Below are 11,038 nucleotides of genomic sequence, written 5' to 3'. Positions count from 1 at the left end.
ATGCCCCGTTACATCTCCCGCATCTACGTCATCGTCGATGCCGAGAACCCCGATGACGCGGCGGACACCATGTCGGCCTGCCTCACCGAGAACTTGATGTACGCCCACGCGATCGTCGACTGGGTCCACACCACAGACCCCCTCGGCAAGTCCTCCACGAACAACGGTTTCACCTATCCAGTGGAGCTGACGCCCCCTCACGCCGCGATCGAGGATTACCGGGAAGAAGACGTCGACGTCATCTTCCAGGCCGCTCGCCTCGTGAACCGCTGACTACCCCTGCAATCATGCAACCAAGGAGATCCTACGCATGAACGCGCTTTCCCCGAACCTGTCCGTCTCCAACGCGCTATCCAGCCGCGCGATGGTGGTGTCGCTCACCATCTCGCAGTGGTCGGCTCAGCGCCTCGACCGCCGCGTGACAGAGGAGGTCACCGCCCAGAAGAACGCCGCCAAGGATGCCGGCAACTTCAACAAGCACCTGCTGCCCAAGGAAGCCCTCGAGGGCATCAACAAGGTGGTCAGCGCCACCCGTGGGGAGTTCCTCGAGCGCACCCTGCCCTGGCTCAACGACGGCAGCCGCATCATGAAGGCCGACGCCTTCATGGCGCACTCGGCCTGGTTCCAGAAGCAGAAGGCGAAGTTCTTCGAGGCCGTCGACGAGTTCATCGCCAAGTACCCCGCCTACAAGGCGGACGCGCAGCGTCGCATGGGCGACATGTTCGACCAGGGCGACTTCCCCCTCGCGATGGAAATCCGCCAGCGCTTCGACATGAAGATGACCATCATGCCGGCGCCCTCGGCCGACGACTTCCGCGTGCAGATGAGCGAGCACCAGGCCGCTGCCATCCGCAGCGAGATCGAGACGAGCATCACCACGGCCGCGAACAACGCGGTGCGCAACATCTACGAGCGCATCCACGAAGTGGCCTCCCGCATGGTCGAGCGGCTCACCGCCTACAAACCCTCAACCGGCAAGGGCGACCGGGCAGAAGGCACCTTCCGCGACTCGCTGGTGCTGAACGTCCGCGACCTCTGCGCCATCATGCCGGCGCTCAACATCACCGGCAACCCGGAGCTCGACCGCCTCGCCGGCGAGCTCGAGAAGCTCGGACGCTTCGACGCTGACACCCTGCGCTTCAGCGACCGCGCCCGTGACGAGACCAAGAAGCAGGCGCAGGACATCCTCGACCAGATCGGAGCCTTCATCGCATGAGCCAGACGGCCCAGCCCACCACCGAGCCCGCCTACCGCATGTATACGGGCCAGCCCGACGGCAAGATCGAAGAGCGCGACTTGCTGGCAACCACCCGCGAGGACGCCGCGGTTGAGTTTATGGGCATCTGCCGCGTCCTCAGCGTGAAGACTGCTTACGTCCTCGAGGTGAAGACCGAGGTCATCGTGAAGTCCTTCGCCAACAACACCGGCAAGTGATGGTCACGATCAGTGCCCGGACCTTCCGACCGGAGAGCACCTTCGAGGTGTCCTTCGACGGCCGCTTCTGGACGCTGCGCCTCGACGACACGGCTCGCCGAGGCGGCGACCGCCTCTGGGTCCTGACCCGTCAGGACGGCAGGATATGGGCCCGACTAGTCCGACGAAGCCCGTCCGACGCCTTTGCCAAAGACGTGCTCGCCCCGAGGGGCATCACCAACGCGCTCATGGCCGCCGCGATCCGCGACGGCCTCATCACTCCACACCGTCAATCATGACACCGAAAGAGATCAAGCATGAACATCGAACGCGCCACCCAGCTCGCCGAGACCTATATCGACGGCGACACCCCCGCCTTCCTGTGGAGCGCGCCGGGCATCGGCAAATCCTCCGTGGTGAAGCAGATCGCCAAGAGCCGCGGCTGGGGCCTGGTCGACTTCCGCGCCGTCTTGCGTGACCCCGTCGACCTTCGCGGCCTGCCCACCATCCAGGGCGGCGATACCGCCAAGTGGCTCTCGCCCGACGACCTGCCGCAGGCGGACCGCGACGGCGAGGAAGGCATCTTCTTCATGGACGAGCTCAACGCCGCCCCGCCGCAGATGCAGGCGGCATGCTTCGGCCTCGTCCTTGACCGCAAGGTGGGCAATTACACGCTGCCCCCGAAGTGGCGCATCGTGGCGGCCGGCAACCGTCAGAGCGACCGTGCCGCCGCGCAGAAGATGCCGTCGGCCCTCGCCAACCGCTTCGCCCACATCGACGTTGAGGCCGACGTCGAGGCCTTCACCAAGTGGGCGAACAAGAACGACATCGACCCCATCCTGATCGCCTTCGTCCGGTTCCGCCCGAACCTGATCCACGTCATGGACCTGGTCGACCAGCGCGCCTTCCCCTCGCCCCGTTCCTGGGAGCAGGCCGCCAAGTACGTGAACGCCGAGCGGACCATCCGCCTCGACGCCGTGTCGGGCATCGTCGGCGAGGCCGCCGGCGGTGAGTTCGAGGGGTTCATCCGGACCTACCAGAGCCTGCCCTCGATCGACCACTGCATCATGGACCCGGAGGGGGCCAAGGTGCCGAACGAGGACGACATCGCCGCCCGCTACGCCATCACCTCGGCGCTCGCCCGCCGGGCCGAGATGACCAACTTCGGCAACATCATGCGCTACATCAACCGGATGCCGCGCACGTTCGCCACCATGCTGGTCGTCGACGCCTGCCGTCGCGACGCTGGCCTCACCCACACCCAGGCCTTCATGCAGTGGGCCCGTGACAACCAGGACGTGACCCTCTGATGAACGACGCAATCGCCTCCAAGATCGAGCGCGCCAAGCTTCGGCTGATCCTTCGGGAGCAGCCGTTCTTCGGCGTGCTGCTCGGCCGCCTCAAGCTGGTCGAGGTCAACGACCCCAACCTGGTCGACACGATGGCGACCGACGGCCGCCACCTCTACTACCACCCGCCCTTCGTCGAGGAGCTCCCCGACGAGCAGCTCGCCGGCGTCCTCGTCCATGAGGTGCTGCACAACGCCCTCGAGCACCACCTCCGCCGCCGCGACCGCGACCCGAAGAAGTGGAACCGCGCAGCCGACTACGTGATCAACGCCAACGTCTTCGCCGCCGGGCTGAAGCTCCCCGAGTGGGTGCTCTACGACCCGGCTTACGACGGGATGACGGAGGAGGAGATCTACGCCCAGCTGCCTGAAGACGACGGCGGCAAGGGCCGGAAGGGCAACGGCAAGGACCCGGGCGGATGCGGTGGCGTCCTCGACGGCGCTCCGCAGTACGACCAGGCCGCGATCAATGAGATGCGGGCCGAGCAGCAGGTGCTGGTCCGGCAGGCCATGAGCTACGCCAAGGCCGTCGGCGCCGGCAAGCTGCCCGAGTACCTGCAGCGACTGGTCGACAAGATCTTGGAGCCCAAAGTCAACTGGGCCGATGAGCTCCGGCGGCTGGTCTCCCGTTCGCTGTCGATCACCGAGCAGACGTGGGCGCGGCCGAACCGGCGCTACCTGCACGCCGGGTTCTACCTGCCGGGCTCGATCCCCGACGCCGTCGACTCGGTGGTCGTCGCAGTCGACACGTCGGGCTCGATCAGCGGATCGATCCTCGAAGCCTTCGCGGCCGAGGTCGGCGGCATCCTCGACGAGGGGCACATCGACAAGCTCGTCGTCGTCTACGCCGACGCCTGTGTCCACAACGCCGACGAGTTCGAGCGCGGCGACATGTTCGAGATGCACGCCCAGGGCGGTGGCGGCACCGCCTTCTCCGACACCTTCAAGTGGGTGAAGGAGAAGCACCCCGAGGCCGCTGCCGTGATCTACCTCACCGACCTCGTCGTCGCAGATTATGGCGAGCAGCCCGACTGCCCGGTGATCTGGGCGACGTGGGGCACCAAGCAGCAGTTCGAGCACTGGGCGGAGAAGGTGCCCTTCGGCGACCCGATCCACATCAGCCCGGAATGAGCAACCCCACCAAACTGGCCGCCGAGGAACTGATCAACCGGTTCTTCGGCGGCATCGGCTATGGGTTCAAGAGCCAGGCGCGTGACCTCCAGTCCGGCTCACTCCCGGGCACGACGGTGCTGGCCTCGAAGATCAGCAGCCAGCCCATCTACGACCTCGCGACGGTCTCTTCCGGAAAGGTCTACCTGCCCGGCCGCTTCGATCGCTGGAAGCCCGCCATCACCGAGGTCTTTCAGGAGACCGTTGGCAAGGGGCAGGCGTCCTGGAAGGCCACGGCGTTGTTCCAACGGCGACATCGGAACGGCAACGCCGAACTCTCGGGCGACGTCATCCTCGTCCCCCACACCCACGCGCTCAACGTGAGCGGGCTCGACGAAGTCCGCTTCTCCTTCCAGCTTCGCAGCCAGGTTTTCCCGGGCTCGCGGTTCTCTGCGCTGAACAGCTTCCGCCGCATCATCCCGCTCCACCTCCTCGAGGTGCCAGAGCTCCCGTGGATGGTGGGGAACTGGCACGGCGGCCGCTTCCTCTAACCCACAAGGACATCGCCATGAATTACGACCGCGGGCAGACCGTGGACGATCTCGTTCGCCGGTTTGCCGACGAGCAGGGCCTCGACCTCCACCCGGAGGCCGACGGCCCGGAAACCGGCTTCAGCGACATGCTCTGCAACATGCTGCACTGGCTCTCGCAGGAGGTCGGCATCGAGGGGACCGTCCGAGCCCTGCAGGACGGCATCGGCGCGTTCGCCGTCGAATACGGCGCTCACGACGACGTCGCCGCCGACGGCTACGCCAACGTGACGCTCAAGGTCACCGGCAAGGCTGGCGAGGATGGCGAGATGCGGCGGTTCCGCATCCACGCCAGCCCCCAGAAGGAGGCGACGGTCGACGGCTTCGTCGGCTCTCGCTCCGCCTTCGCTGTAACCAAGGGGCATGGCTGATGGACCCCGAGTATATCGCCAAGATCGAGCAGGCCGTGCTCGAGGCCGAGCAGTTCGTGGCCGACGTCGCGACCGCCATCCGCAAGGGCTACAACCCCCGCCCCGCCGTGTTCGCCGCTGCCGACGCCGTCCGCGAGCGCCGGCGCACCAACCCCGCCACCACTGGCACACAGGAGACCTAATGAGCAGCCTTCACAACGATCTATCCACCTGGGCCGGCAAGGCGCGAGCCAGCGGACGTGACCGCATCGAGATCACGACCGACCTCGCCGACGCCCTTGCCGAGGTGGTGCGGGCAGCTGGTCAGATGTCCCACTCTCTGCCGCCGCACTGGCATGACGACGCAACGGTCGAACTGCAAGACGCTCTAGCCGAGGCCGAGAAAGCCCGGTGAACATCCTCGTCGGCTGCGAACTCAGCGGCCGCGTGAGGGATGCTTTCCGGGATGCCGGGCACAACGCCTGGTCGTGCGACATCCTCGGGCCAGACAGCCAAGAGTGGTGGATCTACCCCGCGCAGCGGCACCCGGAGTTCCACCTGGTCGGCGACGTCCTCGACGTCCTGGCCCGAGGCGTCCCCGGGCACAACCTGCCCTGGGACATGCTCATCGCCTTCCCGCCCTGCACCTTCCTCTCCCGTGCCGGGCTCCACTGGAACAAGACCATCCCCGGCCGCGCCGAGGAAACCGAGCGGGCGCTCGAGTTCGTGCGCCAGCTCTTCGCCTTCCCTGTCCGCCGGCGCTGCGTCGAGAACCCGCCCGGCGCGATCGGGTCACGCATCCGGCCGTGGACGCAGAAAGTCAGTCCGCACTGGTTCGGCGACGACGCCAGCAAGGACACCTGCCTCTGGCTCGACAACCTGCCCGAGCTCACGCCCACCGCCCCGCTCATCAAGGACCGCTACGCCAACCAGACGGAGAGCGGCCAGCACAACGAACAGCGCAGCCCCTCACGAGGAGCGCGCCGATCACTCACCCGCCCAGGGCTGGCCCGCGCAATGGTCCAGCACTGGGGGCGCCTGACCTGAAGCCACCCCAAAGGAGGTTACCCCATGTGGTTCAAACTCTCTGACGCCGAGCAGTCGCTCGTGCAGCACCACCTGCGCTCGGCCATCGCCGACCAGGGCCCCGACCCCAAGGCGATTACCCTCGCCGACCGACTCACCTCGGACGCAAAACCTGAAACCGAGGACGCGCAGGCCTACCGCGATGCCGCCGACGACCCGTTTGGTGAGGTGAATGTCGACGAGGATGCACCGGTGACGGTCAGCGCAAGCGGCGGCGCATGGGTTCTGGCCTGGGTTTACGTGTCCGATGCCGACGCCGGCATCGAGGAGGACGAGGAGGGCGAGGATGACTGAGTACCGCGTCACCTGGGAGATCGACGTCGAGGCCGACAGCCTCGAGGAAGCCGCCCACAAGGCCCGCTACTACCAGATCAAGCCGGGGACGACCGCCGATGTGTTCGACGTCACCGACGCGGACGGCGAGAAGCACCGCTTCGACCTCACCGAAATGCGGGAGGAGTATGCCGCTGCCGGCTACTACGTCGAGTCGGTCGAGCCGGGCTGCTGGCAGTCGGTCTTCCCCGAGGCCCATGCCGATCTTTCGCAACTGCACAAGACCTCGTTCGACGCGTGGACGTACCTGCGACGGCAGCGCCTCGCCATCGTCCGGGGCACGGCCGCCGTCCTCGGCGACTGGACCTACGAGCTGTCCGACGCCGCCCTCAAGGCCGGTTGGGACCTCTTCGATACCGGCCGCGGCTTCGTCATCAACCGAGTAGACGACATGTCGGACGTCGACCCCGATGGTGATGGAGAACCTCTCTTCACCTCGGACGAGGACGCTGTCGACCACGTCCGAAAGCTCGCCACCAGCGGCAACCCGATGGCGATCAAGGCGATCGCCATCCACGAGCTGAACCTGCTCGACCCCTGAGACCGCCAACCCCGCGATTTTGCACAGAAGGAGACCACCCCAATGGGTGACTATGTTCACGCCAGCATCACCATCTGCGGCCACATCGCCGCGATCGAGGCGTTCGATGATCTACTCAACGCCCTCGAGAACAAGTACCTGCGACCTGCCAGCGGCGGCGAGAGCCGTGACTCGCTGCGCCATGAGTTCGTCTCTTCCCTGGTCAAGGGCGAGTCGGCCTACTTCGAGTGCGACCAAGTCAACTACGGCAACCTGTCCGAGGTGACCGACGTCTGCCAGGAGTACGGCATCGCCTATGAACGGACCTCGGATGCCGCCGGCGACTCGGATGCCGAGGAGGCCTGCTGGTATCCGGGCGACAAGGACGAGTTCGGCAAGGAGGACGCCGCAGTCGATGGGTGGCAGCTCGAGAAGCTCCTCGACGAGCCTGATCTTGAGGTCGCCGTCAAGGCCAAGGTCGCGCAGCTGAAGCGAGCGTCCGGCAAAGACCTCCCGACCCTGTCCATTAGCGACGAGCTCCGCGATCACCTCGCCGTCGAAATCGGACGCGCGAGGGTCGCAGCATGACGCCCAACAAGCCCCGCGACGACGCCGATTACTTCCGCCTGCATGTCGAGGCCTCCCTCTGCATCTGGGAGGACATGCTCGCCGCCTACACCAATCACGGCCGGTCCGACTTCTCCGTTGCGATGACGGACGAGCAGCACGCCGAGCTTGCGGACTGCTGGGAGAACCGCGGAACGGTCGAGATGCGGCACGCTGCGATCGACCTCGGCCCTCACGCCTGCGCCGCCTGGGACAACATCCCCGAGGAGGACCGCGAGCTCTTCGTCCCCTACGACTGGAGCTTCGTTCCCTGGTTCGTCAACCAGGTGCAATGGCACCCTCACAGCTCGGCCGTATACCTCCTGCCCTCCAACCTCAAAGAGCGACTGGCCGACGAAGCCATCGTCCGGCGTGGCCGCGAGGCAGTGCTGAGGGGTGTGAAATGAAGCAGCCCTACTGCCGCTACTGCGGGAAGGCGATCCGAAAGCGGACGACCACGGTCTACTTCGTGAACACGCAGGAGGAAAAGGAGCGGCAGGACCGCGTCTCCTCCTACTCCAAGCATGTCGTCGGGGCGCCGATGACCCGGGCGGAGGCCCAGCTGCTCGTCGGCAACGAAAGGATCGTGTCCCACCGCAAACGGGGCACCATCATCGATGGTGACCGCATCGACCGCGTCACCACCTGGGACGGCGAGAGCTACGAAAGCCAGTTCTTCTGCACCGGCGACCATGCCCAGCGGTTCGCCTACGCCGTGCTGAGGACCGAGAAGTACGCGGACCTGGCAATGCCAGCATACCGCAAAGTCACCGGCACCTGATGGCAACCATCAGCGCCCGCCACTACCGCGTGGTGGGCAGCGAGATGGGCTGGCTGCAGGACGTCATCCGCTTGCGGAGGCGTCTGTCGTGGTGGCCCATCACCTGCCGCGTCTACTACCTCCACCCTCCCACCCCCCCACAGCCCCCTGATCGGCCTCGTCCAGAGACGACGCCGGGGGATGTGGGGCCGGAGGGTCAAGCTACCCACCAAAGTAGCCCTCGCCCTCGTCGCCGCGGCCATCCGCGACGGCGCCCTCCCCGTCACCTCTGACACCTAGAGAGACCCCATGAACGCGATTATGCCCCGCGCCACGATCGAGCAGATCGTCGGCTTCCGTAATGCTGCCCTCGACCTCTACTCCATCGCCTACGACCGGCTCCTCGACGCTGAGGAGGCCGTCGCCGCCGCAAAGGTGATGGCCGGTAATGCTTCCCCTGGCATCAACGGCTTCAACTACGGCCACGAGGGGGAGATCAAGCGCTTCGACGAAGCCATTAAGCTTCCCAACCGCGACGAGTATCTGCGCACCGCCCGCAAGCTGATGGACATCAACGTCTGGGCCTACATCATCGAGCGCACCGACCTCGAGCGCCTGATGGATGCTGAGGCCAAGAAGACCCTCCGCAGCCAGATGGCCTACGTCCCCGACCGCGTCGATCGCCGCGGCCAGCTGATCACCGATGAGGAAGCGGCAAAGGGCCTGCCCGAGATCACCGTCGAGAACGTACAGGCCACTATCCAGCAGTTCATGCTCGACGCCGACATGATCTTCCGGCGCGGGCTGGCGAACGTCTTCTCCCACCTCGACCGCCGCTTCCGCTCTCACGACGGCTTCAAGGTCGGCTCGCGCATGATCGTCAACCGGGTGTGCGATGCCGACAACGGGCGGTTCAGCTGGGGATCGAAGCGCGACGAGCTGCTCGACGTGGAGCGCGTCTTCTACGTCCTGGAGGGCGAGCCCCTGCCCTCCACCGGCACGATCGTGAACCTCATCGAACTCGACCGCTCGAAGAACTGGAGCCCGATGCAGAGCGAGATCGAGAGCCGCTTCATGAAGATCCGCATCTTCAAGAATGGCAACGCCCACCTCTGGTTCACCAACAAGGAGCTGGTCGAGAAGGTCAACAAGATCCTGGCCGACTACTATGGCGAGGTGATCGGGGACGGAAACACCACCGAGGCCGACCCCTTCGCCGAGGTGAAGCATCTGCCGGCCCGCTACTTCGGGTTCTTCCCCACCCCGGACGATGCTGCCGACCGCGTCTTCGACGGGCGGGGCTCGAGGAGCTTCAACAACGGCATCATCGTGTTCCAGCCGAAGGACAAGCCCCGACTGCGCATCCTCGAACCCAGCGCCGGCACCGGCAACCTGGCCCGCCGGTGCGTCACCGTCCCCGCCAGGGCCGGGCGCTATGCCAGTGAGTACCGGTACGACAACCTCGTCGACTGTGTGGAAATCCAGCCGCACTTGGCCGCCGAGCTCGAGGCCGAGGGCCACTACAACCGTGTGCTCTGCATGGACTTCCTGCAGCTGAACCCGGAAAGCACCAGTCCCTACGACCTGGTCGTGATGAACCCGCCCTTCGACCGCGAGCGCGACATCGACCACGTCATGCACGCCGTCAAATTCCTGAAGCCGGGCGGCCGCCTCACCGCCATCATGTCGGCCGGCACCGAGTTCCGCGAGACGCGCAAGGCCACCGCCTTCCGTGAGTTCGTGGCCTCGCACGGCGGCGAGTTCGTCGACCTTCCGGCCGGCTCGTTCTCCGAGGTCGGAACGAACGTCAACACCCTCTACGTGACGTTCCGGACCAAGGCATGAAGGCCTCGTACTTCAAGGTTGTTGGCGGTCACATGTCCCCCAGCATCCGCCTCACCTTCCGACGGTTTGCAGTCTCGCCGCCCGAGAGCTTCGACCTCGACTTCACGCCCGACGGCTACCGGCTGGTGAAGGTGCTCGGGTTGAAGCCCTGCGCTTGGCCCAAGACTTTCGCCGCCATTGCCGCCGCCGTGCGCGACGGCGCCATCCCTGTGATCCGGGCGGGGTGATGGTCACCATCTCCGCCCGGCACTTCCGCACCTGCGGGACGGCCGACGAGATCGGCTTCCTCCGCATCCACCTCACAGACCGATCGCCCAATGCGATCACCCGCACTTGGATCCTGTCCCTCCGCAAGGGGGATGGTCTTTGGACGGGGACCCATTGGTGGGAACAGGTCCCGGCCGGCATGTCGCACTACAGCGGCAGGCTGCCACGGAAACTCACCGACGCACTCATAGCCGCCGCGATCCGCGACGGCGCCATCACGATCACAAGGACACCGACATGAAGACCCTGGCCGCGCGGCTGCGCGTGGCGGCCGCTCGCCGCCTCAACATCCTCTATCTCCGCCTTCGCTATGTCCTTCGCCCCACCTACGTCGTGATCTACGACGTCGATGTCGGCGGGGAGGCGCGCGAGGAGTGGTACGGCTACTTCTCCAGCCCCGAGGAGGCCCGCCGGTTGTTCACCGACGCGTTCGGTGACAACGAGGCGGTCGGCAATGCCCACCTCGCCATCAAGCTCCACGCGCTGCCCAGCCGGCAACTGGAAATCTGATGGTCACCGTCTCGGCTCGGACCTTCCGGTACAGCCGGCGCGACGAGGACACGGGCTGCACCCACTACATCTTCGTGGACCAGCACAGCCTCGACCGACAATGGGAGCTGCTGCACTGGCACGGCACACTCCTCTACCAGGCAGTGAAATTTGACCGCCGGCGAACGCCTGCCGGCGCCTTCAGCAAGCGCGTCATCCTGCCCACGAAGCTCCTGCACGCCATGATGGCGGCACTGGAGCGCCACCGCCGCCTCGTGGCGTCGGCCAAGTAACCCCTGCAACTCTGCAACCTTGGAGATC

General features: G+C 66.0%; 21 protein-coding genes. All 21 read left to right on the top strand.

The window, feature by feature from the left end:
• The 21 genes from J0I99_RS00585 (at window position 1) to J0I99_RS00485 (ending at window position 11,010) form a co-directional block, all read left to right on the top strand.
• Complete coding sequence (locus tag J0I99_RS00585; protein WP_291395150.1) at window positions 1–273, top strand: hypothetical protein; 273 nt, start codon at window positions 1–3, stop codon at window positions 271–273.
• A 37-nt stretch (window positions 274–310) separates the two neighbouring features.
• Entirely contained in the window at window positions 311–1,216 is a 906-nt protein-coding gene (locus J0I99_RS00580) for a hypothetical protein (protein ID WP_291395149.1), read from the top strand.
• Window positions 1,213–1,434, top strand: coding sequence for a hypothetical protein (locus tag J0I99_RS00575; protein WP_291395148.1), 222 nt, complete (start codon window positions 1,213–1,215; stop codon window positions 1,432–1,434). Before J0I99_RS00580 ends, J0I99_RS00575 begins: the two co-directional genes overlap by 4 nt.
• Window positions 1,434–1,712: a hypothetical protein gene (locus J0I99_RS00570; RefSeq protein WP_291395147.1), complete on the top strand. Its 279-nt coding sequence runs from the start codon at window positions 1,434–1,436 to the stop codon at window positions 1,710–1,712. Before J0I99_RS00575 ends, J0I99_RS00570 begins: the two co-directional genes overlap by 1 nt.
• Before the next feature lie 18 nt (window positions 1,713–1,730).
• Window positions 1,731–2,723: a hypothetical protein gene (locus tag J0I99_RS00565; RefSeq protein WP_291395145.1), complete on the top strand. Its 993-nt coding sequence runs from the start codon at window positions 1,731–1,733 to the stop codon at window positions 2,721–2,723.
• A complete protein-coding gene (locus J0I99_RS00560) occupies window positions 2,723–3,892 on the top strand; it encodes a VWA-like domain-containing protein (protein ID WP_291395144.1) in 1,170 nt (389 codons plus the stop codon). The genes J0I99_RS00565 and J0I99_RS00560 overlap by 1 nt, the downstream gene beginning before the upstream one ends.
• Window positions 3,889–4,422: a hypothetical protein gene (locus J0I99_RS00555; protein WP_291395142.1), complete on the top strand. Its 534-nt coding sequence runs from the start codon at window positions 3,889–3,891 to the stop codon at window positions 4,420–4,422. Before J0I99_RS00560 ends, J0I99_RS00555 begins: the two co-directional genes overlap by 4 nt.
• 17 nt (window positions 4,423–4,439) lie before the next feature.
• Window positions 4,440–4,832, top strand: coding sequence for a hypothetical protein (locus J0I99_RS00550; protein WP_291395140.1), 393 nt, complete (start codon window positions 4,440–4,442; stop codon window positions 4,830–4,832).
• Window positions 4,832–5,014, top strand: a complete 183-nt coding sequence (locus J0I99_RS00545) for a hypothetical protein (protein ID WP_291395138.1) — start codon at window positions 4,832–4,834, stop codon at window positions 5,012–5,014. Before J0I99_RS00550 ends, J0I99_RS00545 begins: the two co-directional genes overlap by 1 nt.
• Entirely contained in the window at window positions 5,014–5,226 is a 213-nt protein-coding gene (locus tag J0I99_RS00540) for a hypothetical protein (protein WP_291395136.1), read from the top strand. The genes J0I99_RS00545 and J0I99_RS00540 overlap by 1 nt, the downstream gene beginning before the upstream one ends.
• A complete protein-coding gene (locus tag J0I99_RS00535; protein WP_291395134.1) occupies window positions 5,223–5,858 on the top strand; it encodes a hypothetical protein in 636 nt (211 codons plus the stop codon). Before J0I99_RS00540 ends, J0I99_RS00535 begins: the two co-directional genes overlap by 4 nt.
• A gap of 24 nt (window positions 5,859–5,882) precedes the next feature.
• Complete coding sequence (locus J0I99_RS00530; RefSeq protein WP_291395132.1) at window positions 5,883–6,191, top strand: hypothetical protein; 309 nt, start codon at window positions 5,883–5,885, stop codon at window positions 6,189–6,191.
• A complete protein-coding gene (locus J0I99_RS00525) occupies window positions 6,184–6,771 on the top strand; it encodes a hypothetical protein (protein WP_291395130.1) in 588 nt (195 codons plus the stop codon). The genes J0I99_RS00530 and J0I99_RS00525 overlap by 8 nt, the downstream gene beginning before the upstream one ends.
• 42 nt (window positions 6,772–6,813) lie before the next feature.
• Window positions 6,814–7,338, top strand: coding sequence for a hypothetical protein (locus J0I99_RS00520; RefSeq protein ID WP_291393630.1), 525 nt, complete (start codon window positions 6,814–6,816; stop codon window positions 7,336–7,338).
• Window positions 7,335–7,763: a hypothetical protein gene (locus J0I99_RS00515; protein WP_291393628.1), complete on the top strand. Its 429-nt coding sequence runs from the start codon at window positions 7,335–7,337 to the stop codon at window positions 7,761–7,763. Before J0I99_RS00520 ends, J0I99_RS00515 begins: the two co-directional genes overlap by 4 nt.
• Window positions 7,760–8,137, top strand: a complete 378-nt coding sequence (locus J0I99_RS00510) for a hypothetical protein (RefSeq protein WP_291393627.1) — start codon at window positions 7,760–7,762, stop codon at window positions 8,135–8,137. The genes J0I99_RS00515 and J0I99_RS00510 overlap by 4 nt, the downstream gene beginning before the upstream one ends.
• Before the next feature lie 288 nt (window positions 8,138–8,425).
• Window positions 8,426–9,961 (top strand): DUF4942 domain-containing protein, encoded by a 1,536-nt coding sequence (locus tag J0I99_RS00505; RefSeq protein ID WP_291395128.1) that lies wholly within the window; start codon window positions 8,426–8,428, stop codon window positions 9,959–9,961.
• Window positions 9,958–10,188 carry a hypothetical protein gene (locus J0I99_RS00500; protein ID WP_291393623.1) on the top strand — a complete coding sequence of 77 codons (231 nt, stop codon included), beginning with the start codon at window positions 9,958–9,960 and terminating at the stop codon, window positions 10,186–10,188. The genes J0I99_RS00505 and J0I99_RS00500 overlap by 4 nt, the downstream gene beginning before the upstream one ends.
• Window positions 10,188–10,469 (top strand): hypothetical protein, encoded by a 282-nt coding sequence (locus tag J0I99_RS00495; RefSeq protein WP_291393620.1) that lies wholly within the window; start codon window positions 10,188–10,190, stop codon window positions 10,467–10,469. Before J0I99_RS00500 ends, J0I99_RS00495 begins: the two co-directional genes overlap by 1 nt.
• Window positions 10,466–10,738 (top strand): hypothetical protein, encoded by a 273-nt coding sequence (locus tag J0I99_RS00490; protein ID WP_291393619.1) that lies wholly within the window; start codon window positions 10,466–10,468, stop codon window positions 10,736–10,738. The genes J0I99_RS00495 and J0I99_RS00490 overlap by 4 nt, the downstream gene beginning before the upstream one ends.
• The gene (locus J0I99_RS00485) at window positions 10,738–11,010 is read left to right on the top strand and encodes a hypothetical protein (protein WP_291393618.1); all 273 of its coding nucleotides are present in this window, start codon (window positions 10,738–10,740) and stop codon (window positions 11,008–11,010) included. The genes J0I99_RS00490 and J0I99_RS00485 overlap by 1 nt, the downstream gene beginning before the upstream one ends.
• Window positions 11,011–11,038 lie beyond the last annotated feature (28 nt).

The organism is Devosia sp. (assembly GCF_017307495.1).
GTDB lineage: Bacteria > Pseudomonadota > Alphaproteobacteria > Rhizobiales > Devosiaceae > Devosia_A.
This window is presented reverse-complemented; position numbering and strand designations above follow the sequence as displayed.

Coding starts and splice junctions, on each gene's coding strand:
- J0I99_RS00570 (WP_291395147.1), top strand. CDS start 1,434: ATGGTCACGATCAGTGCCCGGACCTTCCGACCGGAGAGCACCTTCGAG.
- J0I99_RS00520 (WP_291393630.1), top strand. CDS start 6,814: ATGGGTGACTATGTTCACGCCAGCATCACCATCTGCGGCCACATCGCC.
- J0I99_RS00550 (WP_291395140.1), top strand. CDS start 4,440: ATGAATTACGACCGCGGGCAGACCGTGGACGATCTCGTTCGCCGGTTT.
- J0I99_RS00500 (WP_291393623.1), top strand. CDS start 9,958: ATGAAGGCCTCGTACTTCAAGGTTGTTGGCGGTCACATGTCCCCCAGC.
- J0I99_RS00540 (WP_291395136.1), top strand. CDS start 5,014: ATGAGCAGCCTTCACAACGATCTATCCACCTGGGCCGGCAAGGCGCGA.
- J0I99_RS00525 (WP_291395130.1), top strand. CDS start 6,184: ATGACTGAGTACCGCGTCACCTGGGAGATCGACGTCGAGGCCGACAGC.
- J0I99_RS00495 (WP_291393620.1), top strand. CDS start 10,188: ATGGTCACCATCTCCGCCCGGCACTTCCGCACCTGCGGGACGGCCGAC.
- J0I99_RS00505 (WP_291395128.1), top strand. CDS start 8,426: ATGAACGCGATTATGCCCCGCGCCACGATCGAGCAGATCGTCGGCTTC.
- J0I99_RS00510 (WP_291393627.1), top strand. CDS start 7,760: ATGAAGCAGCCCTACTGCCGCTACTGCGGGAAGGCGATCCGAAAGCGG.
- J0I99_RS00490 (WP_291393619.1), top strand. CDS start 10,466: ATGAAGACCCTGGCCGCGCGGCTGCGCGTGGCGGCCGCTCGCCGCCTC.
- J0I99_RS00515 (WP_291393628.1), top strand. CDS start 7,335: ATGACGCCCAACAAGCCCCGCGACGACGCCGATTACTTCCGCCTGCAT.
- J0I99_RS00585 (WP_291395150.1), top strand. CDS start 1: ATGCCCCGTTACATCTCCCGCATCTACGTCATCGTCGATGCCGAGAAC.
- J0I99_RS00560 (WP_291395144.1), top strand. CDS start 2,723: ATGAACGACGCAATCGCCTCCAAGATCGAGCGCGCCAAGCTTCGGCTG.
- J0I99_RS00580 (WP_291395149.1), top strand. CDS start 311: ATGAACGCGCTTTCCCCGAACCTGTCCGTCTCCAACGCGCTATCCAGC.
- J0I99_RS00565 (WP_291395145.1), top strand. CDS start 1,731: ATGAACATCGAACGCGCCACCCAGCTCGCCGAGACCTATATCGACGGC.
- J0I99_RS00545 (WP_291395138.1), top strand. CDS start 4,832: ATGGACCCCGAGTATATCGCCAAGATCGAGCAGGCCGTGCTCGAGGCC.
- J0I99_RS00530 (WP_291395132.1), top strand. CDS start 5,883: ATGTGGTTCAAACTCTCTGACGCCGAGCAGTCGCTCGTGCAGCACCAC.
- J0I99_RS00575 (WP_291395148.1), top strand. CDS start 1,213: ATGAGCCAGACGGCCCAGCCCACCACCGAGCCCGCCTACCGCATGTAT.
- J0I99_RS00555 (WP_291395142.1), top strand. CDS start 3,889: ATGAGCAACCCCACCAAACTGGCCGCCGAGGAACTGATCAACCGGTTC.
- J0I99_RS00485 (WP_291393618.1), top strand. CDS start 10,738: ATGGTCACCGTCTCGGCTCGGACCTTCCGGTACAGCCGGCGCGACGAG.